Source organism: bacterium (genome assembly GCA_035454885.1).
In the GTDB taxonomy this organism is placed as follows: Bacteria; UBA10199; UBA10199; order JACPAL01.
The window spans coordinates 98,651-119,039 of record DATIGE010000004.1 but is presented as its reverse complement, the minus strand read 5'-3'; the positions used below and the strand labels follow the sequence as shown (position 1 = coordinate 119,039).

Sequence of the window (20,389 nt, the reverse complement as noted above, 5' to 3'; positions counted from 1 at the left end):
AATGACGAAAGAACTGGTCATCGCAGGAAAATCGTTCGAGAGCCGCCTCTTCCTCGGCACCGGCAAATTCGCCTCGCACGCCGTGATGAAAGAGGCCCTGGAGGCCTCCGGCGCCTCGATGGTCACCGTCGCCCTCCGGCGCGTGGATCTGGCACGCAAGGACGACGATATCCTCAGCTTCATCGACCGGAGGCGTTTTCAATTGCTGCCCAACACCTCCGGGGCCCGGACGGCCAAGGAGGCCCTTTTTCTCGCCAAACTGGCCCGCGAAGGCGGGATGGGGGACTGGCTCAAGCTCGAAGTCATCCCCGATCCGCAGTATCTCTGGCCCGATCCCGTCGAAACGCTGGCCGCAGCGCAGATCCTGGTGAAAGAGGGTTTCACCGTCCTCCCCTACATGCCGCCGGACCCTGTGCTGGCCAAGAAGCTCGCCGACGCCGGCTGCGCGGTCGTCATGCCGCTGGCGGCGCCCATCGGCTCCAACCGGGGGCTGCAGATGAGGGAGGCGGTTCGCATCATCATCGAACAGGCAGTCGTGCCCGTGGTCGTCGACGCCGGCCTCGGCGTCCCCTCCCACGCCTGCGAGGCCATGGAGATGGGCGCCGACGCGGTGCTCGTCAACACCGCCATCGCGACCGCCGAGGACCCCGTCCGCATGGCCGCCGCCTTCCGCGACGCCGTCCGGGCCGGACGCGAGGCCTTTCTCGCGGGACGCGGGGGGGAACGGGAAGGCGCCGAGGCCTCGAGTCCCCTGGAGGGTATCGTCCGTGGGTAAAGAGGCCCTTCAAAATCTCTTGGGTCCCCTCGACGACGCGTCCCACGCGGCCCTTCTGGAAAAGGCGCGCCGGGCGACCCTGCAGCGCTTCGGCCGGACCGTCCAGATCTATGCGCCCGTGTATCTCTCGAACGAATGCGTCGACACCTGCCTCTATTGCGGATTCAGCCGGACGAACAGGATACCGCGCCGCACGCTGACCGTTGACGAGGTCGTTGCCGAGACCCGACATCTGATCGCGCAAGGCTTTCGCCACGTCCTGTACGTGGCGGGGGAACACCCTTTGCACGTGTCGCCCGATTACCTGGAATCGGTCCTCCATTCCGTTCGGCCCCTCCTCTCCTCGGTCTCCATCGAAGTGGCGCCCTTCGGCGAGGGCGTCTACCGGCGGCTGGCGGCCGCCGGACTCGACGGCGTCGTCCTCTATCAGGAAACCTACGATCGGAGCCGTTACGCCGAGGTCCATGTCGCCGGCCCCAAGCGCGATTTTGAAAAACGACTTTCCCATTTGGAAGACGCCGCGCGCGCCGGAATCCGCCACATGGGCATGGGCATCCTGCTGGGACTCTCCGACTGGCGGGAGGATGCCGTCGCCCTGGTCGGGCACGTACGCCGGATGCAGAAGCGATTTTGGCAGTCGGAAATCGCGATCAGCTTGCCGCGCCTGAGGCCTTGTGAATCGGACTACGCGCCTCCCCACCCCGTCCCGGACAGGGACTTTCTGCAGCTCATCGCCGCCCTCCGACTGGCGTTGCCGGACGTGGGTTTGGTGCTGTCGACGCGCGAGGCGCCCGCGCTGCGGGATCGCCTCATCGGCCTCGGAGTGACGCGCATGAGCGCCGGCTCGCGGACGGAACCCGGAGGATATCTGCATCCCGAGGAATCGCTCAAACAATTCGAAATCGAAGACCGCCGTTCACCCGCCGACGTGGCGGCCGCGATCGAAAAGAAGGGCTACGAGCCCGTCTGGAAGGATTGGGAAAACCTTTTATGAAAAAATACATCCACGGCCCCCGCCCCGACATCCGCGTGCCCTTCCGGGAAATCCGCCAATCCGGCGGCAACGCCCCCTATTTGGCCTACGACACCTCCGGCCCCCATGCCGACCCGTCGGTGAACCCCGAGGTCCGCGCCGGACTCCCCCCCCTGCGCGCCTCGTGGATCGAGCGCCGCGGCGACACGGAACGCCGGGGCTCCTTCCGCCGGGCCAGGCCCGGGGCGAACGTTTCACAGATGCATTACGCCAAACGCGGGATCGTCACCGACGAAATGGAGTTCGTCGCCATCCGGGAAAACCTGTCACCCCAATTCGTCCGGGATGAGGTCGCCCGCGGCAGGGCGATCATCCCCTCCAATGTGAACCACCCCGAACTGGAGCCGATGATCATCGGCCGGAACTTTTTGGTGAAGATCAACGCCAACATCGGCAATTCGGCCGTCACCTCCTCCATCGAGGAAGAGGTGGAAAAACTCCTCTGGGCCACGCGCTGGGGGGCCGACACGGTGATGGACCTCTCCACCGGCAGCAACATCCACGCCACACGCGAGGGGATCCTCCGCAACAGCGCGGTGCCGATCGGAACGGTGCCCATTTACCAGGCCTTGGAGAAGGTCGGCGGAAGGGCTGAGGAACTCAATTGGGAGATCTTCCGGGACACGTTGATCCAGCAGGCGGAGCAAGGCGTCGATTACTTCACCATCCATGCGGGGGTCCTCAAGGACTACATTCCCTTAACCGCGAAACGCCTGACCGGCATCGTCTCCCGCGGCGGGTCGATCCTCGCCAAATGGTGCCTGGATCACAACCGGGAGAATTTCCTCTACACGCACTTCGAGGACATTTGCGAGATCATGAAGGCTTATGACGTGAGTTTTTCGCTGGGCGACGGCCTCCGGCCGGGTTCCATCCGCGATGCAAACGATTCCGCACAATTTGCGGAACTAAAGACCTTGGGCGAACTGACGAAGATCGCCTGGAAGCACGACGTCCAGACGATGATCGAGGGCCCCGGCCACGTGCCGATGCACCTGATCAAGATCAACATGGACAAGCAGTTGGAGGAATGCTTCGAGGCGCCGTTCTACACGCTGGGGCCGCTGACGACCGATATCGCTCCCGGCTACGACCACATCACCTCCGCCATCGGCGCCGCGATGATCGGCTGGAACGGCTGCGCCCTTCTCTGCTACGTCACGCCCAAGGAACATCTGGGATTGCCGAATAAGGACGACGTGAAGGCCGGCGTCATCGCCTATAAGATCGCCGCTCACGCCGCCGATCTCGCGAAGGGGCATCCCGGTGCGCAGCTCCGGGACGACGCCCTCTCAAAGGCCCGCTTCGAATTCCGCTGGGAGGACCAGTTCAGCCTGAGCCTCGATCCACCGACGGCCAAGGCCTACCACGACGAGACCCTCCCCGCGGACGGGGCCAAGCTGGCGCACTTCTGCTCGATGTGCGGACCTCATTTCTGCTCGATGAGGATCACGGAGGACATTCGCAAGAGCGCGGCAAACGAGAAATAAAAAAGGCCGCCCCGACATCGTCGAAGCGGCCTTTTTCTGCCAAAATAAATATTATCTGATCTTGACGCTCAACTCCAACTGATCGCCGTCGATCGACGTATCGTACCAATCCCACCAGCTCACCTTCTTGATCAGCTCGGTGCGGACCTTGGAATTCCGGTCGCTGCCCAGGCTCGGATTCTTGGCGTCCTTGCCCTGGCCGATCTTCACGAAGATGTCGACGTCATTCGCAAAACCGCTCTTTTCCGCGATCGTCTTCTGATCCTTCAACGTCTTGAGGATTTCCTGCAGGTCGCAGCTCAGATCCGTCGTCTTCGGCTTGAAGGAGCAGTTCTTCTCCGCCAGGTTCTTGTTGATCTCCTTCTCGACGGCCATCTTGCCGCCCGCGTGGGCTGCTTCCTTTGTCGCGTTGCCGACCTTGCTGCCCAGGTCCAGCGCCTGCGAGTTCGCCGAGACGAGTAGCGCGATGGCTCCGGCGAGAGCCGCCAGTCTTGTTCCCTTCATGGTTCCTCCTCTGTGCATGGGTTGATGTTGCATAACGAAGGGAATGTGTTAACCTTTTTCGACCCAAATGGCAAGAAAGACCCGCAAGTCCGCCCCGCCCGCGATCGCCCTGACCGGAACCTCCGGTTTCGTGGGCAGTTCGCTCCTGAGGGAACTCGAAAAAGACCCGGCCTACCGTCATGTGGTGGCGATCGACTACCGGAAGCCCCCTTTTGAGACGACCAAGACCAAGTTCTACCGGCTGGACCTCACGGAGACGCTGGCGGACTCCAAACTCTTGGAGATCCTCGAGAAGGAGAACGTCGAGACCCTCGTTCATGCGGCCATTCCCGTCTCGCCCCCGCACGATTTGTCCTGGGCGCATGAGCTGGTGTCGGTGGGCACGATGTACGTCCTCGACGCCTGTGCCGCGTGGAAGGTCAAGAAACTGGTTTTCGCCTCCACCACGGAAGTCTACGGCGCCCATGCGACGAATCCCAATTTCCTGTCCGAGGACCACCCGATGCACGGCGGGTTCAAGAGCCGGTTTCTGAAGGACAAGATCGAGGCCGAGTTGCAGGCGCAGAAGTTCGCACGGAAGCACCCGGAGACCGTCGTGACGATCCTCCGGCCCAGCACGATTCTGGGCCCGAACGTCAGAAATTATAAGACGAATTTCTTGCAGTCGCCGGTGATCTTCACGGTGATGGGATATGACCCCCTCCTGCAATTCGTCCACGAGGAGGACGTCATCCGGGCCTTCAAGCTGAGCCTCGACAAGGATTATCCGGGGATCTTCAACATTGTCGGTGACGGCGTCCTGCCCCTGTCCAAGGTTCTGAAGCTGGCCGGCAAGCTCTCGCTTCCCGTCCCCGCCCCGCTTCTCTACCCCATCGTTCAGCTCCTCTGGTACGGCAACGTCGTTCCGGCCCCGGCCTCGCGTTTGGATTTTCTCAAGTACCTTTCCGTCGCCGATGGGACGAAGGCCAAGAAGACGATGGGATTCACCGCACGTTATTCGACGAAAGAGACCCTGCTTTCGTTCATCGGGGCGCAGAGACTCCGCGAGGTCAATCTGCTCGAGGCGACGTAGGCCATGACGAAACACGAAGGAAAAATCGTCCATCTCAAGTCCGTCCCGGCCGGTCCGGACACGGGATCGTCCTTTGAAGAACTCATCCGGAAGCTGGAGAACCGGATCGACCTCATCGAAAAGGAATTCAGGGACATCCGTCCGGCATCTCACCACGGCGAGCTCTCCTCCCTCATCGGTCGCCTGGAGGACCGCATCCAGAAGGTCTCGGAGGAGATCCGGGCGGGCCGAGTCTTCGCCGACGGAAAGAAATCGCTCGCGTTCGTGGAAATCCTCCAACGCCTGAAGAGGCTCCTAAGCCTCCAAGCCACGAAGGATTTTTTGCGCGACCTTTGGTTCGGCCGTTCCGGCGTTGCGGACGAGAGTTATGACGTGGACGAGTTCGGGATGGATCCCGTCTTCATCCAGAAGGTGAAGCCCCTCTTCGACTTCCTCTACTACAACTACTGGCGCGTCTCGGTGGACGGACTGATCCATGTCCCAGCCACGGGCCGCGGGCTGATCGTCGCGAATCATTCGGGCACGCTGCCCTACGACGGCTCGATGATCGCCGCGTCGGTGATCAACGAGCACCCCTCGCGCAAGGACGTGCGCTTCCTGGTGGAGGATTTCGTCTACCATTTTCCCTTCCTGGGCACGTTCATGTACCGCATCGGCGGCGTGCGCGCCTGCCCCGAGAACGCCGAGCGTCTCCTCGCCAAGGAACATCTCGTGACGGTGTTCCCGGAGGGCATCAAGGGCATCGGCAAGAACTACAAGGAGCGCTACCGCCTGCAACGCTTCGGTCGCGGGGGATTCATCAAGCTCGCCCTGCGGATGAACGCCCCCATTCTTCCGACGGCCGTCATCGGGGCGGAGGAAATCCACCCTCTGCTCTACAAATCGACCCTTCTCGCGAGACCATTCGGAATTCCCTACATCCCGATCACGCCGACCCTCCCGCTTCTGGGTCTTTTGGGGATCATTCCCCTGCCCTCGAAATGGACGGTCATCTTCGGGGAACCGATCCGGTTTTCACCCAAGTACGGCCCCAAGGACGCGGAGGATCAGCTGCTGGTCAACCGCCTGTCGGAGATGGTGCGGTGCCGGATCCAAACCATGGTGACGGAAGCCCTCAAGAAGCGCCGCTCGATCTGGTTCGGATAATACCTCGGAGGGGGCTTCTCTAAATCATGTAATTTCTAGATTTTGTGGGCGTAATGCGGCCGCTCAGAAACTCGCGCACGTTCCGCTTGATCCGCTCCACGGCGGGCTGGTCGAAGGGATTCACGCCCAGCAATTGCCCGGCATACACCGTTTCCAGCTCGGCCATGAGCAGAAGCTGTCCCAGGCCGTAGGCGTCCATCCTCTTGAGAAGGATCGTCTGGCTGGGTCGACCCCGCGCGCGCAGGGCCTCCTCGGTCGCGAGGCGCGAAGCGGAGGACAGGTCATGAATCGCCTTCTTTTCGATCAGCGCCGCGTCGTCGCCCAAGACATGCGACCAATCGGGAGCCTCGGGAAGCGCCTCATCGCCCAACGCCTCCTCAACGTCCAGAAAAGTCACCGTCTTGTCCTGGGGGCCGTCGAGGTAGAGTTGAAGCTGGGAATGCTGGTCTTGGGGACCGGCGGAGGACACGGGTGTCGAGCCGACCGAGCCCGCCGCCTCGTTCAAAGGCCTCTTGCCCAGGCTTTCCGCCCAGAGCTGGGCGAACCAGGGCGCAAAATCCTTCAAAGCGTCGGCGTAGGACAGCAGGACGCGGATGTTCCGCTTCCCCAATTTCTCGAAACGCTCCTGCAATATGGCGCTCATCAATGCGGGATTGAGCCAGGGGTCATCCGTGCCGCACCGCTCCTCCATCCTGCGCGCACCCGCCAGAAGGGATTCCACGTCCGCCCCCGCCAGGGTCGCCGGAAAAAGCCCGACGGGACCCAGCACGGAGAACCGTCCCCCCACCCCCGGAGCGATCTCCAAGCTCGGAAATCCCTTTTCCTCCGAAAGCCTCCGAAGGGGGCCTTCGCCGGGATCGGTTATGACGACCACGTGCTTCCACGCTTGATCGCCGAGCGCGGCGCGGAATGTTTCGAAAAAGTACAGAAAGGCCGCCCAGGTCTCGAGCGTCCGGCCCGACTTGCTGATGACGACGAGGAGGGTTTCGGAGGGCCTCGCGGATTTCGCGGTCATGGCCCACGAACCGGCGTCGAGCGTGTCGCAGATTTCCACGGCGACCGCGTGAGGCGACCCCAGGGCGTTGACCAGCAGACGCGGCCCCAGCGCCGAACCGCCGACTCCCAGAACCACCGCCTTTTGGAAACGCTCGCGGACGCCGCGCGCGAGTTCGGAGAGTCTGCGGAGGTCTTCCGTACAATGGGGCAGATCGAGGAAGGGCATCTGGCCCAGCTTCCTCAACTCGTTGATTCCGCGATGGACTTGCGAGGCCTGGGAGCGTACGGCGTCGATGTCGACGCGGGTCAGGCCCGACGGCCCGACGGAATCGGACATCATGTGATTGAAGTCGAAGAGGATATCGGCTTTCACCGGGGAACCTGCCGTCATTTCACACAGACAATCGTATAGGAGGCCGTGCAGCCCTGGACCTCGGGGGGAATCTCGACGCGAGGCTGGACAACTTTTTCACAGATCACCTCGCCCGTCTCGCGGTTGATGGAGACCTGCGTGGAGATGGCGTTGCCGTCGATGGTCGCCGCGGCGGCCGTGAATTTGCATTGGGCAGACGAGAATCCCGCCGGAATCTGGATGAAGCTGCCGTCTCCCGCGAATCCCGCGTCGACCGCGACATTTCCGCCGGCACCCGAGATCGACGCGTCCTTGACGCCTCCGGCGATGGCGCCGTCGTCAACTTCCTCGGGAGACTGCGCCAGGGCCTCGTTACCCGCCTCGGCCCCGCACCCGGACAGGACCGCCAGCATCAGAATCATCGTCAGCCAGGTCTTCATAAAATCCTCCTTAGGGGATGAGATAGGAAGCGAACCCCTTTTCCTGAAGATATTTGGGGTACATGTCGTACGCCGGTTTGATGATGGGCAGGAGCTTGAGGATCTTGGGGATCGGCCCCTTGGCCACCATCTCGCGCCTCGCCAGGGCGACGACCAGGTTCACCTTGCCGAACCAAAAGCGATGGGCCGTGTCGGCCTTCATGCTCATCTCGACATTCGCCTTCTTGACGTCGTCGTTGTAGCTGAAGACGGGGGATTCGCCGGACAAGTCAATCGTGATGGCGAGCGGCGGGTCGGCGTAGGCGAACTTGAGGATTAACTTCGAGTCCAGGAGCTTTTTCCGCATCGCCTCGTCCGTCGTCAGGTACTCAAAAAACCCTCCCAGGACCTCCTTCAGCCGCTCCGATGACTCGAATGTGGGCATCACCGCCTCCTTTGGTCTAATAGGCCTTTTTCACGGCCTCGAGGACGTCTTCCTTGACGACTTCTCGCGGGTTGTAAAAGCTCGTCCCGTCGTTGACCGCGCCTTCGGCGATCGCTTCCAATTGATCCTCGGTCACGCCGGCGTCCCGCAGACGATAAGGCAGGCCGCAGGCCTGGCTCAACTCTTCGCGAAGCCTCAAGACCGCCTCGATGCCCTTCCGGGCCGACGACTCCACACTCAAGCCGGCCGTTTTCACGCCCAGGAGATTCGCGATCTCGGCGTACTTTTCCGCGCAAACAGACAGGTTGTACTCCATTCCCCAGGGGAGAAAGATGCTGTTGGCCGTGCCGTGATGGACCCCCACGAGGCCTCCGGTCGCATGAGCCATGCCGTGGACGACGCCCACCATCGCGTGGTCGAAGGCGATGCCCGCCATGGTCGCGGCCGTGAGGAGATCCCCGCGGGCGTCGATGTCCTCGCCGTGCAGGACCGCCTTGAGGATGTTTTGCCGGATCAATGGGATCGCCTTGGCGCCCATGGCCTCTGAGAACGGATTGGCCTGAATGCTCGTGAAGGATTCGATGGCGTGCGTGAGGGCGTCCATGGCCGTCGCCGCCGTCAGCTTCGGAGGAAGCCCCACGGTCAACTCGGCGTCCAAGACGGCCAAGGCCGGCGCCAGATGACGGTCGACGAAGGAGAGTTTCGTGTGGGTGTCCTCGTCCAGGATGACCGCCGCGCGGGTCACCTCGCTCCCCGTCCCCGCCGTCGTGGGAATGGCCACGAGGGGCTTGAGCGGGCCAGGCAGGGTTTCGGCGCCAGAATAATCGCGGACCAGGTCGCCTCCATGGGTGAAGAGGATCGCCGCGCCTTTGGCCGTGTCGAGGACGCTCCCGCCGCCGATGGCGATGAATCCATCCACGTCGAGTCGCGCCGCCTCGTCCGCGCAGCGCTTGACCGCCTTGAGCTCGGAGTTGGGCGGGACCTCCCTGTAGATGCCCTTGATCTGAACCCCGGCGTTCTTCAGTCCTTCCAGAACCGGATCGATGACCTTGAGCTCGGCCAACATCTTGTCGGTAACGATCAAGACCTTGGTCAGGCCCAAGGCCTCAAGTTCCGCCGTGAATTCACGCGCGATACCGGGGCACGAGATGATTTTGGTGGGGCAGTGGAACTGAAAAAAAGCCTGAGGCATCCGGTACTTATATCCCGGAATGCCTCAGGCCGCAAGAATTACGAAGAATTATGAGGGCTGGGTCTCGGGGGCCGGATCTTCGGTGGGCTGGGTCTCCGGATTGACCGTTCCATCTGTGGGCCCGCTGGGGAAAAGGTCATTCGAGGGACAGGCCGGGTAAGGGTCCTCACCGCACATCGGGCTTTCCAGGGGCACCAAGAAGGGACCGACGTCTCCACCCCGGCGGCAGGTCGAAGTGCCGAGGTAATAGACATCCTTGTCGTCCACGGAGTTCGGGCCGTCGCACCAATAGTCAAAGTGGCAAACATGCCCCTGGCGGAAGCAGTCCCCTTCCACTTCGTTTTCGTCGATCGCGGCCGCGCAGATGATCTTGTCGCCGGTGATCTCACCATTCGGGTCGGGAGCGAAGAAATAGAGCCCGTTGTCAAAGTTCAATTGAGCGGGAAAGACGAGCGTGTTGTATTCAATATTGACGTGCTCGCCCGAGCCGTCCACCAAAAGCTTGTCCTCCACGTCCAATTCTTGGCCGTTGTCCGTGGTGTCGCTGCCGTAGCTGTAACCATTGCTGTCCAAAAGCGCATTGGCAAACTGGGACCCGCAGCTGGAGCTCGCGCCCGAAGTGAAGAGGAAGCTCGCCGGCAGCGCGAAGAGAACAGCGAGGCGGATGAATGTTTTCATGAAAATCTCCTTCGCCCGTTCGACACGCCCTCCTTTGAGATTGCGCCGGAATATATTTTTTGATTCGCCGGTTGCGTGAAGACCCTCTCTTGTGTCTAAAAATCCCCCCTCGTGAACAAGGACGATATCCAAGCGCTTTACGAACAGTACGGAAGCTGGATCTTCAACCGCGCGCGTTCCTTGCTCAAGGACGAACAGTCGGCCCATGAGGCCATGCAGGACGTCTTCCTCAAGGTGCTGGAGGCGAAGGCCGACTTCCGGGGCGACTCCTCGCCCTGGACCTGGCTCTACCGGATCACTACCAATCACTGCTTGAACATGATTCGGAGCCGGAAGGCCTGGCGGAAGGCCATGGAGGGCGTGGGCCGGGAACAGTTGGTCCTGGAGCAAACCCATGAAAACGGCGCGGAAGTACTCGTCAACAAGGACTGGTTTGTCAAAATCATGGAAGGCGAGGATGAAACCACGCAGCGCATCATTTTTTGCTATTACTTCGATGAAATGACGCAGGAAGAGATCGTTGAGGCACTGGGAATTTCCCGAAAAACGGTCTATAAAAGGCTTAAGAAGTTCATGGACAAGGCCAGGAACAGACTATGAAGGACGATTGCCCCAGACCGCTGGACTTGGTCAACGCCTTCCTGGAAGGAAACGGGAAGTGGGACGGCCACGTCCGCGCCTGCCCGTCTTGCGCCGGGCAGATCCGGGAACTTGAGGCGGACCGGAAGGCGTTCTTGATCAAACACCCCTTTTCCTCCTTTTGGGAAGGCTTGGAGAAGAGGAGAGAAAAGCGCCCTTCGGCGTTTGGGCGCTTTTGGGACCAGATCCGCTCCTCGGGCGCCCTCCGGGCCGCGGCCGCCATGGCGAGCGTCGCGGCGATCATGTTCCTGGTCTACCACCGCCCCACCCCGCCAGCGCCGAATCCCGAGATCCTGTCGAAGGGGGGCGTGGACCTGGGCTTCTATGTCGCCTCCGCGACGGGGGGCGAGGCCGAGCGGGGGAAAAGCGGCATGGCCGTCCCCGCTGGGACGGCGCTCCAATTCGTCTACTCCGCTGGAGATCCTTATCTGATTTTGATCGGCGTCGAGGCCGACCGGTCCTTGTCCGTCTACTACCCGTCCTCGGGAACCGAGAGCGCCTCCGTCGCATCGGGGAGCCAAAAGAAACTGCCGCAGGGGCTTCGCTGGCAACCCAAGACCGGTTACGAGCGTTTTTACGGCGTCTTCTCGAAGACCCCCGTCAAGCTGGAGGAGATCCAAAAGGCCTTGGAAGGAATTGCGATTGAGAAATCCGCCAAGCTTCCTCTTCCCTACGCCCAGGCCTCTGTGATTTTATACAGGAAGTGAACGTCACGCCCATCTTCCGCGCGGTCTTCCTCGCTCTTTTTCTCTTGGTTTCGCTTCCGGCGGGTGCGGCCATCCATCGGATCGCCCTCATCGTCGGAAACAACGAGGGAAGCGACACAAAACCGTTCCTGCGTTATGCCGAACAGGACGCCAAGAACCTCTCCAGAACCTTGACGCAGATCGGCGGGTTCGCGGACGCCGACGTCACCCTTCTTCTGGACAAGAATCCCGGCACGGTCCTGGAAAAGGCCCGGGCGCTCGCGGCCAAGGCGTCCCGCCTCTCCCGGACCCCACAGGATCAGGTGCTTTTCCTCTTCTATTATTCCGGCCACTCCGAAGGAAATCTCCTGGAACTGGGGCCCTCGACGCTCGACTTTCAGGACCTCTACGACGAGCTGAAAAAAATACCGGCGACGACCCGAATCGTCATCCTCGACACCTGCCAGAGCGGCCGGATGATCCAAACCAAGGGCGGCGTACCGATCCCTCCGTTCTCCATCCCGTCCGACCAGCCGCAGCTCCCCAAGGGCGAGGTCTTCATCACGTCCAGCATGCCGATCGAGGACTCGATCGAGTCCTCCGAGTTCCAGGGATCGCTCTTTACGCACACGTTCATTTCGGGCCTCAGGGGCGCGGCGGACTTTGACCTCGACGGCCGTGTCTCCTTGAACGAGGCCCTCTCCTTCGCAAGCCAGTACACGTCGCTGAAGGCCAGCGCCGTTCAGAAGCGCCAGCATCCCACCTACGAATTCAACCTTTCCGGAACGGGGGAGGTTTACATGACCGAACTCATGGCCGGCGCTCCCCTGCTCTATCTCCCACCCGCGGAGGAGGGAACGTTTCTGGTCTACGAGCGAAAATCGGGGGCTCTCGCCGCGGAAATCCCCAAAAAACCCGGCGCCCCCCGCTACGTCGCCCTGCCTCCCGGGGACCTGAGCCTCCGCAAGGATTCCGGCGGCTTCTCCCAGGAGCAATCGATCGACGCGGACCTGGGGGGTCTCTATTACTTCCGGTCGGACGAGGCCCAACGGGTGCGCATCAGTCCGTCGCGTCGGATCCACTCGCCTCTGGCCGACGGAAAGGCCGCGGCCGTGACCCTGCGCGAGGGCGAGATGGTCCGTCTGCGCCTCTCGGAGAGGATCACGAGCAAGGACAACCAGGCCGGAGACCAGGTCCGCCTGGAATCCGCGGAAGACGTGTACGTGAACAACCGGCTCGTCATTGAGGCGGGGGCGCCCGCACGAGGCGAAATCCTGGCGCTCCGCCGAAAACGCGGGATCGTCCACGGAGAGCTCGTCTGCCGGCTGGGCTACGTCCGCGCGGTGGACGGCCAGTGGATCCCGCTCGAGGGCATGATTTCGCGGAATCCCTCCGGCTCTCTGACGCCCACCGGCTCGGAGACCGAGACCGACGTCGCATCGGCGATCACGGCCTTTTTCTTCCTGCCCTTCTACCCCCTCTTCAAGGGCCGCGACGCCGTCCTGGAAGAAGGCACCCTGTTCGAAGCTTTTGTGGCGCGCGACGCCGCCATACGTTAAGTTAGCCGTCCGATGGGGGACTTCCGCGCGCGGCTCAGGGACAAGCTGACTCACATATTCGGCAGCGACCTGCGCTCTCTCGCCGCATTCCGGATCGGGCTGGCGGTCCTCATTTTTTTCGACCTCGCCGACCGGGCCCGAGATTTGAGGGCCCACTACACCGACTGGGGCCTCATGCCCCGCGGAGCGTTGCTCGATCTCTTTCTGCACCCCTCGTGCTTCTCCTTCCATTTCATGAACGGGACCTGGCAGTGGCAGGCCTTCCTCTTTCTCGTCGCGGCGCTTTTCGCCCTCGGCCTGCTCCTCGGGTACCGGACGCGCTTCATGACCGTCGGGTCTTGGCTCCTCTTGGTCTCGCTCCAGAACCGGAATCCCTTGGTCCTCCAGGGCGGCGACATCCTGTTTCGGATGATCCTCTTTTGGGCGATGTTCCTTCCTCTCGGAGCCCGGTGCTCGATGGACCGCCGCCTGGCACGCGTCTCCGAAGAAACGGACCCGAAGATGGTCCTCACTTGGGCGACGGCGGGAGTCCTCTTTCAGGCGTTTCTTCTCTATTTCTTCGCCGGCATCCTTAAGACGGGTCCCGAATGGACGAAGACCTACACGGCCGTCTACTACGCCATGAGCATCGACCAGCTCACCACCCCCCTCGGCCATTGGCTCCTCGGCCACCCCGGTCTCATGAAGGCCCTGACCTACCTCACCATCAAGATCGAGATCTTCGGGCCGCTCCTTTTCTTCATCCCGGTTTGGACGGGCTTTTTCCGCCTCGCCGCCATCCTCCTTCTCTTTGGGATGCAGATGGGGTTCGGCTCTGCGATCCGGGTCTACATCTTTCCGTGGATCTGTTTTTGCGCGACCTTTCCGATGATCCCTTCGGTCTTTTGGGACAAACTGCCACGCACCTTCAAAGCCTTTAGCGGATGGGGTCTTCGTGCGGCCGAATGGATGCGCACACGGGCCTTTTTCGAGCCGCTGCAGCGCCGCCTGCCGCCCAAACCGCCCTCCGTCGCGACGCCCCGCTGGCTCAATCTGACCGCCGCCTTCTTTCTCGCCTACGTCCTCCTTTGGAATTTGGGCACCCTTCCCGCGTCCTTTCTGAAGAAAAAGATCGACGTGCCCGGTCGGCTCAAATGGATCGGCTCGGCCCTCCGGATCGACCAGCAATGGAACATGTTCGCGCCCTATCCGCTCAAGGACGACGGCTGGTACGTGATCCCGGGCACGCTCGTGGATGGGACGGAGATCGACGTCTTCCGGGGCGGCGGTCCGGTCTCCTGGGAAAAGCCCAAGTACGTCGCCTACACCTACAAGAACCAGCGCTGGCAGAAATACATGATGAACCTCTGGAGCCGGGATTTTGCAAACTTCCGGGAGTTCTACGGAAAGTACCTTTGCCGGTCATGGAACGACAGCCACAGGGCAGGCGAAAAGCTGGACCACTTCACGATCTACTACATGAAGGAAGATACGCTCCCCGAACGGGAGGCCGAGCCCGAGAAGATCAGTCTTTGGGAGCATTATTGTTTCAAGATGCCGGAGAAGAAGTGAGCCCTATCTCGATGCCAGCTTGAGTTTGCTTGAGCTTTCCTCCACGGGAACCGGGTAGTTCCCCGTAAAGCACGCGTCGCAAAACCATTCACCGGGATTCTTCTCGAACCAGTAGAGCCCCTTCGTCGAAAGATAGCCCAATGTATCAGCCCCGATGTATTTGCGGATCTCTTCGACCGAGTGCGACGAGGCGATCAGCTCCCCGCGGCTCGGCGTGTCGATGCCGTAGAAGCAGGGGTCCGTCGTGGGCGGCGAGGAAATGAGCATGTGGACCTCCTTCGCCCCCGCGTCCCGGATCATCTTCACGATCTTCTTGGAGGTCGTGCCCCTCACGATCGAGTCATCGACGACGATCACCCTCTTGTCCTTGATCAGCTCGCGCACCGGATTCAATTTGATCTTCACCCCGAAGTGCCGGATCGAATCTTTGGGCTCGATGAACGTCCGGCCCACGTAGTGGTTCCGGATCAGGCCCAACTGAAACGGGATGCCGGACTCCTCCGCGTAACCCAGGGCCGCCGGCACGCCGCTGTCCGGGATGGGGATCACGATGTCTCCCTCGATCCTGTGCTCCCGAGCGAGCTGCTGCCCGAAACCCTTCCGCATGAGGTAGACGTCCCGGCCAAAAATGTGGCTGTCCGGCCTGGCGAAGTAGATGAACTCGAAGATGCACATCGCCTTCTTGTGAGGGACGCCGAACGGCTTTTCGGAATGCATGCCGTCCTTGTCAAACACCAGGACCTCGCCGGGGTCCATCTCGCGCACAAAATCCGCCTCGATCAAGTCCAGCGCACAGGTCTCGCTCGCCACGACCCAGGCATCGCCCTTGCGGCCAACGACGAGCGGCCTCCAACCGAAGGGATCGCGCGCGGCGATCATGCGGGTCTCGGTCAGAAAGACGAGCGAATAGGCCCCCTTCACCTGTTTCAGGGCGTCGATGATCCTCTCGACGAGAGAGCTCTTGGTCGACTGCGCAATGAGGTGGATGATGACCTCCGTGTCCATCGTGGACTGGAAGATCGACCCGTGGGCCTCGAGCTCGGCGCGGATTTTCTGGGCGTTGACGAGGTTCCCGTTGTGGGCCACCGCCAACCCACCCCGGGAATAATCCACGGCGATCGGCTGGCAGTTCTTGAGGGCGCTCTCGCCGGCCGTCGAATACCGCACGTGGCCGATGGCCCGGGATCCGGGGAGTTTTTGGAGATTGGTCTCGTTGAAGATCTCCGCGACGTGCCCCATGTCGCGGTGGCTGTGCAGGGCCTTGCCGTCGGAGGAGACGATGCCCGCGCTCTCCTGCCCCCGGTGCTGGAGGGCGTAGAGCCCCAAATACGCGAGGTTCGCGGCCTCCGGATGGTTAAAAATGCCTACGATGCCGCACATTCCCCGAACACACTCCTCTCAAAACCCGATGCCCAGACCGATTCAAGTTCTTTCACGGGAACATTAATCAAGTCTTTGATATTTAAATGCTTTCCGGTAACGCTTCCGATCTGTTTTACCGGGACATTTTTCAGTCTAGCGGCTTTGAGGAGGGACTGCAAATCGGATTCCCGGATGCTGACAAGGATGCGGGATTGGGTTTCGGCGAACAATCCAACGGCCCCGTCCCCTGAGATGGCAATGGAGGCCCCCAGGAGACCGGGTCCTGTGAAACAGCATTCGGCCAGGGCGACGGCGATCCCGCCTTCCGAACAATCGTGGGCCGAACGAATCCAGCCCTTCTTGATCCCCGCCAGGCAGAGGTCCTGGACCGCCTTCTCTTTCTTGAGATTCAAGGCCGGCGCGTCCCCGCAAATCTTGCCGGTCGTCAGCTTCAAATACTCGGATCCTCCCAGATCCCTTTCGGACGCGGCGGACGGGCCCAGCAAGACGATCACGTCCCCTTCCTCCTTGAACCATTGGGTGCAGTGCGTGGAGACGTCGTCCAATAGCCCGATCATGCCGATCGTCGGCGTCGGAAAAACCGCCCCGTCCGGGGATTGATTATAAAAGCTGACGTTTCCCGAGATGATCGGCGTGCCCAAGACCCTGCAGGCCTCTCCCATCCCGTTTAGGGCCTCCCGGAACTGCCACATGATTTCGGGGTCTTCGGGACTCGCGAAGTTCAGGCAATCCGTCACCGCCAAAGGGCGGCCGCCCGAGCACGCGATGTTCCGCGCCGCCTCGGCGACGGCGATCGCCGCCCCCCGCCGGGGATTCAGGTAGACATAACGGCTGTTGCAGTCGGAGGTCATGGCCAGGCCCTTCTTCGTCAGCTTGCCTTCGGTATGCGGCTCCTTGATCCGGACGACGGCGGCATCCGAGCCCGGCAGGACGATCGTGTTCGCGCCGACCATGTGGTCATACTGGCGGTAGACCCATTTCTTGCTGGCGATGGTGGGGGAACCTAACAACTTCTTTAACGTTTCGCTGCCATCGGACCGGGCGAACACGAGGTTCGCCCCTACAATTTCCGCGAATTCCTCGCGCACCCGCCCCAAATAGGCCGGCTTCTTGACCGGCCTCTTGTACACCGGCGCCTCGTCCGTGATCGGCCCCGTGGGGATGGTCCCCTCGAGTCCTCCCTCCTTGAGGACCTTGACCCGGTCGCCCTTGACGACCCGGCCGACGACCGCGGCATCCAGGTCCCACTTGTCGAACAGCTTCAGAATCCTCTTCTCCGACCCCTTTTTGCCCACGAGCAACATCCGTTCCTGGGACTCCGAGAGCATGATTTCGTAGGACGTCATGCCCTGCTCGCGTTGAGGGACCGTCGCCAGGTCCAAGTCGATCCCGACGCCCCCCTTCCCCGCCATTTCGAGGGAGGAGCAGGTCAAGCCCGCCGCGCCCATGTCCTGGATTCCGACGCAATCCTTGCCGTGAAAAAGCTCGAGACAGGCTTCCATCAGGAGTTTTTCCGTGAACGGATCGCCGACCTGCACCTGCGGCCTCTTCTGTTCGGAACCCTCTTCAAACACGTCGGAGGCCATCGTGGCGCCGTGGATGCCGTCCCGCCCCGTCTTGGAGCCCACGTAGATGACGGGATTCCCGACTCCCGCCGCCTTGGCGTAAAAGATGCGGTCCTGGCGGACCACGCCGACGCACATGGCGTTCACGAGCACATTGCCGTTGTAGCAGTCGTCGAAATAGACCTCGCCGCCGACCGTCGGGATCCCCATGCAGTTGCCGTAACCGGCGATGCCGCCCACGACCCCGTCGATGACGTGCCTCATCCCCGGATGTTGCGGATTCCCGAACCGGAGCGAATTGAGGAGGGCGATCGGACGGGCCCCCATCGTGAAGATGTCCCGCAGGATGCCTCCCACGCCCGTCGTCGCGCCCTGATAGGGCTCGATCATCGACGGATGGTTGTGCGACTCCATCTTGAAGATGACGGCCAGCCCGTCGCCGATGTCGACGATGCCGGCGTTCTCACCGGGCCCGCAAATGACCTGCCGGCCCTTGGTCGGAAGCTTTTTCAGATAAATCTTGGAACTCTTGTAGGAACAATGCTCGCTCCACATGACCGAAAAGATCCCGAGCTCCACCATCGTGGGCTCGCGGCCCAGGATTTTCAGAATGTGGCCGTATTCGCCGGGGGTGAGCCCGTGCTGTCCGATGACATCCGCGTTGATCATGTCAGTAACGATTCAAATAATTTCCTGCCGTCCTCGTTGCCCAGGGCCGCCTCCGCGCATCGCTCGGGGTGCGGCATCATCCCCAAGACGTTGCCCTTCTCGTTGACGATGCCGGCGATGCCGCGCTGCGAGCCGTTCGGGTTGACGGGGGCGTAGCGAAAAACGACCCGTCCCTCGCCTTCCAAACGGTTCAGCGTCTCTTCATCGGCGAAATAATTGCCGTCCCCGTGCGCGATGGGAATCCGCACGCGTTCGCCTTTCTCATACCGGGCCGTAAAGGCGGTCCGGGGGTTCGCCACTTCGAGACCGACGGTTTCGCAGAGGAACTTCAAATCCCGGTTCCTCATCAGAACCCCCGGGAGCAGCCCCGCCTCCGTGAGGATCTGAAACCCGTTGCAGATGCCGAGGACCTTTCCGCCGGCCTTCGCGAACTTCACCACCTCGCCCATGACGGGCGAAAAGCGGGCAATCGCGCCCGTGCGAAGGTAATCCCCGTAGGAGAATCCGCCGGGGACGATGACGCAATCGGCCTTGGGCAACTTGGTCTCCTTGTGCCAGACGAAGTGGGCCTTCTGCCCCATCACCTTCGTGACGGCATGGTAGGAGTCCCAGTCGCAATTCGAGCCGGGGAAGACGAGGATTCCGAATTTCATTCGAGCTCGTACCTATAAGACTCAATGACGGTGTTCGCCAAAAGCTTCTCGCACATTTGCTTGACTTCGGCTTCGGCCTTCGAGCGCTCCACGCCGTTCAGCTTGAGCTCGATGTACTTGCCGATGCGCGCGTCTCCGACCTCGGCGAAGCCGAGGGTGGCGAGCGCATGCTGGACCGCCTTGCCCTGGGGATCGAGGACGCCGGGCTTGAGTGTGATGTAGATCTTCGCCTTCATTTGAAAACCCTTTCAAAGATCGCATCCACGTGGCGGAGCGCATGTCTCAAATCAAACGCTTCATCAAAGTCCTTCTTTTTGAGCCGTCCCGCGACGTCCGCGTCCTTCCGGACTTCCGCCTCGAAATCGGCCCCCTGCTCCCAACTTTTCATCGCGTTCCTCTGAACCAGCGCGTAGGCCTCCTCGCGCGTCAGGCCCGATTCGATGAGCTTCAGCATGACACCCTCCGAAAAAACGAGCTTGCCCATCTTTTCGAGGTTCTTCTTCATGTTTTCCGGATAGACGACGAGCTTCTCGATCAGACCCGTGAGCCGGGCCAACATGAAGTCCGACAGGACCGTCGCCTCGGGGCCGATGATCCGTTCGACCGACGAATGGCTGATGTCGCGCTCGTGCCACAGGGCGACGTTTTCGAGCGCGGGCACGACGGCGGACCGGACGAGACGCGCGAGCCCACAGAGGTTCTCCGAAAGGACGGGGTTCCGCTTGTGGGGCATGGCCGAAGAGCCCTTCTGCCCCTTCGAGAAAAACTCCTCCGCCTCCAGAACCTCCGTCCTTTGAAGATGCCGAATCTCGGTCGCGATCCGCTCGACCGAGGAAGCGAGTAGGCCCAAGGCCGAGAAAAAAGCGGCGTAGCGGTCCCGCGAGATCACCTGTGTCGAGACGGGGTCCGGCTTGAGCCCCAGCTTCTTGCAGACGTATTCCTCGACTGCAGGCTTCAGGTGGGCCATGGTCCCCACCGCCCCCGAGATCTGGCCGACCGAGACCTCCTCCCGCGCCTTCTCCAACCGCTCCCGGTTCCGCTTCATCTCGGCGTACCAAGACGCCACCTTGAGCCCGAAGGTCAAAGGCTCGGCGTGAATCCCGTGGCTCCGGCCGATGCAGGGGATGGCCTTGTGCTCCAGCGCCCTCTTCTTCAAGGCCTCGAGGAGCCCGTCCATGTCCTTTAAAAGGATGTCGGCCGACTTCTTCAACTGGACGGAGAAGCAGGTGTCCAAGACGTCGGAGGAGGTCAACCCCCAGTGGAGGTAGCGCCCGTCGGGCCCGGCATTCTCGTTCACGTTGGTCAGGAAGGCGATGACGTCGTGCTTCACCGTCCGCTCGATCTCGTCGATGCGGGCGACGTCGAATTTGGCCTTCTTGCGGATCTTGTCGGGAATATCGGCCGGAATCTTCCCAAGCATTGCCCACGCTTCCACCGCCAAGAGCTCGATTTCCAACCAGATTTTGAATCGGTTTTCCGGCTCCCAGATGGCGGTGAGCTCGGGACGCGAGTAACGAGGAATCACGGGGCGTTTCTAACAAAGAAAGACAAATTCTCAAGAACCTTTTCGAAACTTTCATCG

At 61.6% G+C, this 20,389-nt stretch carries 19 protein-coding genes and 1 pseudogene; 9 read left to right on the top strand and 11 right to left on the bottom strand.

Features of this window, described 5'->3' with window-relative positions; genetic code table 11:
- The first annotated feature begins 1 nt into the window (after position 1).
- The 3 genes and pseudogenes from VLJ37_01130 to thiC all read left to right on the top strand — a co-directional run bounded on the left by VLJ37_01130 (position 2) and on the right by thiC (position 3,295).
- Positions 2–775: a thiazole synthase gene (locus VLJ37_01130; protein ID HSA58271.1), complete on the top strand. Its 774-nt coding sequence runs from the start codon at positions 2–4 to the stop codon at positions 773–775.
- The gene (gene thiH, locus VLJ37_01125) at positions 768–1,769 is read left to right on the top strand and encodes a 2-iminoacetate synthase ThiH (protein HSA58270.1); all 1,002 of its coding nucleotides are present in this window, start codon (positions 768–770) and stop codon (positions 1,767–1,769) included. The genes VLJ37_01130 and thiH overlap by 8 nt, the downstream gene beginning before the upstream one ends.
- A pseudogene (thiC, locus tag VLJ37_01120) lies at positions 1,769–3,295 on the top strand (phosphomethylpyrimidine synthase ThiC). Before thiH ends, thiC begins: the two are co-directional and overlap by 1 nt.
- A 54-nt stretch (positions 3,296–3,349) precedes the next feature.
- On the opposite strand, the gene VLJ37_01115 reads toward thiC, so the two are convergent.
- Positions 3,350–3,802, bottom strand: a complete 453-nt coding sequence (locus VLJ37_01115; protein ID HSA58269.1) for a hypothetical protein — start codon at positions 3,800–3,802, stop codon at positions 3,350–3,352.
- A gap of 67 nt (positions 3,803–3,869) precedes the next feature.
- On the opposite strand from VLJ37_01115, the gene VLJ37_01110 reads away from it, so the two are divergent.
- Both VLJ37_01110 and VLJ37_01105 read left to right on the top strand, forming a co-directional pair.
- Positions 3,870–4,874, top strand: a complete 1,005-nt coding sequence (locus VLJ37_01110) for an NAD-dependent epimerase/dehydratase family protein (GenBank protein HSA58268.1) — start codon at positions 3,870–3,872, stop codon at positions 4,872–4,874.
- Positions 4,875–4,877: 3 nt separating this feature from the next.
- Positions 4,878–6,020, top strand: coding sequence for a lysophospholipid acyltransferase family protein (locus VLJ37_01105; protein HSA58267.1), 1,143 nt, complete (start codon positions 4,878–4,880; stop codon positions 6,018–6,020).
- A gap of 19 nt (positions 6,021–6,039) precedes the next feature.
- Here the strand turns inward: VLJ37_01105 and VLJ37_01100 are convergent, their stop codons facing one another.
- The 5 genes from VLJ37_01100 to VLJ37_01080 are packed head-to-tail and all read right to left on the bottom strand — an operon-like array spanning position 6,040 to position 10,102.
- Positions 6,040–7,389: a glucose-6-phosphate isomerase gene (locus tag VLJ37_01100; protein HSA58266.1), complete on the bottom strand. Its 1,350-nt coding sequence runs from the start codon at positions 7,387–7,389 to the stop codon at positions 6,040–6,042.
- A 14-nt stretch (positions 7,390–7,403) separates the two neighbouring features.
- The gene (locus VLJ37_01095) at positions 7,404–7,808 is read right to left on the bottom strand and encodes a hypothetical protein (GenBank protein ID HSA58265.1); all 405 of its coding nucleotides are present in this window, start codon (positions 7,806–7,808) and stop codon (positions 7,404–7,406) included.
- A 10-nt stretch (positions 7,809–7,818) separates the two neighbouring features.
- Complete coding sequence (locus tag VLJ37_01090) at positions 7,819–8,232, bottom strand: SCP2 sterol-binding domain-containing protein (GenBank protein HSA58264.1); 414 nt, start codon at positions 8,230–8,232, stop codon at positions 7,819–7,821.
- Positions 8,233–8,248: 16 nt separating this feature from the next.
- Positions 8,249–9,424 carry an iron-containing alcohol dehydrogenase gene (locus tag VLJ37_01085; protein HSA58263.1) on the bottom strand — a complete coding sequence of 392 codons (1,176 nt, stop codon included), beginning with the start codon at positions 9,422–9,424 and terminating at the stop codon, positions 8,249–8,251.
- Between the two features lie 48 nt (positions 9,425–9,472).
- Positions 9,473–10,102 (bottom strand): hypothetical protein, encoded by a 630-nt coding sequence (locus VLJ37_01080; protein HSA58262.1) that lies wholly within the window; start codon positions 10,100–10,102, stop codon positions 9,473–9,475.
- Positions 10,103–10,213: 111 nt separating this feature from the next.
- Here VLJ37_01080 and VLJ37_01075 point away from each other — a divergent pair, with 111 nt between their 5' ends.
- From VLJ37_01075 to VLJ37_01060, 4 genes are read left to right on the top strand one after another with little or no spacing between them, the layout of a single operon-like run.
- A complete protein-coding gene (locus VLJ37_01075; GenBank protein HSA58261.1) occupies positions 10,214–10,702 on the top strand; it encodes a sigma-70 family RNA polymerase sigma factor in 489 nt (162 codons plus the stop codon).
- Positions 10,699–11,448 carry a hypothetical protein gene (locus VLJ37_01070; GenBank protein ID HSA58260.1) on the top strand — a complete coding sequence of 250 codons (750 nt, stop codon included), beginning with the start codon at positions 10,699–10,701 and terminating at the stop codon, positions 11,446–11,448. The genes VLJ37_01075 and VLJ37_01070 overlap by 4 nt, the downstream gene beginning before the upstream one ends.
- Positions 11,445–12,986, top strand: coding sequence for a caspase family protein (locus VLJ37_01065; protein HSA58259.1), 1,542 nt, complete (start codon positions 11,445–11,447; stop codon positions 12,984–12,986). The genes VLJ37_01070 and VLJ37_01065 overlap by 4 nt, the downstream gene beginning before the upstream one ends.
- Positions 12,987–12,998: 12 nt before the next feature.
- On the top strand, positions 12,999–14,537 hold the full coding sequence (locus VLJ37_01060; protein ID HSA58258.1) for an HTTM domain-containing protein: 1,539 nt from the start codon (positions 12,999–13,001) through the stop codon (positions 14,535–14,537).
- A gap of 3 nt (positions 14,538–14,540) precedes the next feature.
- Here the strand turns inward: VLJ37_01060 and purF are convergent, their stop codons facing one another.
- Genes purF through purB form a run of 5 tightly spaced genes read right to left on the bottom strand, consistent with a single transcriptional unit; the run spans position 14,541 to position 20,332 of the window.
- Complete coding sequence (gene purF, locus VLJ37_01055; protein HSA58257.1) at positions 14,541–15,917, bottom strand: amidophosphoribosyltransferase; 1,377 nt, start codon at positions 15,915–15,917, stop codon at positions 14,541–14,543.
- Positions 15,902–18,154, bottom strand: a complete 2,253-nt coding sequence (purL, locus tag VLJ37_01050) for a phosphoribosylformylglycinamidine synthase subunit PurL (GenBank protein HSA58256.1) — start codon at positions 18,152–18,154, stop codon at positions 15,902–15,904. The genes purF and purL overlap by 16 nt, the downstream gene beginning before the upstream one ends.
- The gene (gene purQ / locus VLJ37_01045) at positions 18,151–18,807 is read right to left on the bottom strand and encodes a phosphoribosylformylglycinamidine synthase subunit PurQ (protein ID HSA58255.1); all 657 of its coding nucleotides are present in this window, start codon (positions 18,805–18,807) and stop codon (positions 18,151–18,153) included. Before purQ ends, purL begins: the two co-directional genes overlap by 4 nt.
- A complete protein-coding gene (gene purS / locus VLJ37_01040) occupies positions 18,804–19,043 on the bottom strand; it encodes a phosphoribosylformylglycinamidine synthase subunit PurS (protein HSA58254.1) in 240 nt (79 codons plus the stop codon). The genes purQ and purS overlap by 4 nt, the downstream gene beginning before the upstream one ends.
- A complete protein-coding gene (gene purB, locus VLJ37_01035; protein HSA58253.1) occupies positions 19,040–20,332 on the bottom strand; it encodes an adenylosuccinate lyase in 1,293 nt (430 codons plus the stop codon). Before purB ends, purS begins: the two co-directional genes overlap by 4 nt.
- Between the last annotated feature and the right edge of the window lie 57 nt (positions 20,333–20,389).

Excerpts from the sequence above, each read along its gene's own strand:
- VLJ37_01115 (HSA58269.1), bottom strand. The coding sequence starts at position 3,802 with ATGAAGGGAACAAGACTGGCGGCTCTCGCCGGAGCCATCGCGCTACTC.
- VLJ37_01070 (HSA58260.1), top strand. The coding sequence starts at position 10,699 with ATGAAGGACGATTGCCCCAGACCGCTGGACTTGGTCAACGCCTTCCTG.
- VLJ37_01110 (HSA58268.1), top strand. The coding sequence starts at position 3,870 with ATGGCAAGAAAGACCCGCAAGTCCGCCCCGCCCGCGATCGCCCTGACC.
- VLJ37_01090 (HSA58264.1), bottom strand. The coding sequence starts at position 8,232 with ATGCCCACATTCGAGTCATCGGAGCGGCTGAAGGAGGTCCTGGGAGGG.
- purS (HSA58254.1), bottom strand. The coding sequence starts at position 19,043 with ATGAAGGCGAAGATCTACATCACACTCAAGCCCGGCGTCCTCGATCCC.
- VLJ37_01095 (HSA58265.1), bottom strand. The coding sequence starts at position 7,808 with ATGAAGACCTGGCTGACGATGATTCTGATGCTGGCGGTCCTGTCCGGG.
- purQ (HSA58255.1), bottom strand. The coding sequence starts at position 18,807 with ATGAAATTCGGAATCCTCGTCTTCCCCGGCTCGAATTGCGACTGGGAC.
- VLJ37_01085 (HSA58263.1), bottom strand. The coding sequence starts at position 9,424 with ATGCCTCAGGCTTTTTTTCAGTTCCACTGCCCCACCAAAATCATCTCG.
- purL (HSA58256.1), bottom strand. The coding sequence starts at position 18,154 with ATGATCAACGCGGATGTCATCGGACAGCACGGGCTCACCCCCGGCGAA.
- VLJ37_01080 (HSA58262.1), bottom strand. The coding sequence starts at position 10,102 with ATGAAAACATTCATCCGCCTCGCTGTTCTCTTCGCGCTGCCGGCGAGC.
- purF (HSA58257.1), bottom strand. The coding sequence starts at position 15,917 with ATGTGCGGCATCGTAGGCATTTTTAACCATCCGGAGGCCGCGAACCTC.
- VLJ37_01060 (HSA58258.1), top strand. The coding sequence starts at position 12,999 with ATGGGGGACTTCCGCGCGCGGCTCAGGGACAAGCTGACTCACATATTC.
- VLJ37_01130 (HSA58271.1), top strand. The coding sequence starts at position 2 with ATGACGAAAGAACTGGTCATCGCAGGAAAATCGTTCGAGAGCCGCCTC.
- VLJ37_01105 (HSA58267.1), top strand. The coding sequence starts at position 4,878 with ATGACGAAACACGAAGGAAAAATCGTCCATCTCAAGTCCGTCCCGGCC.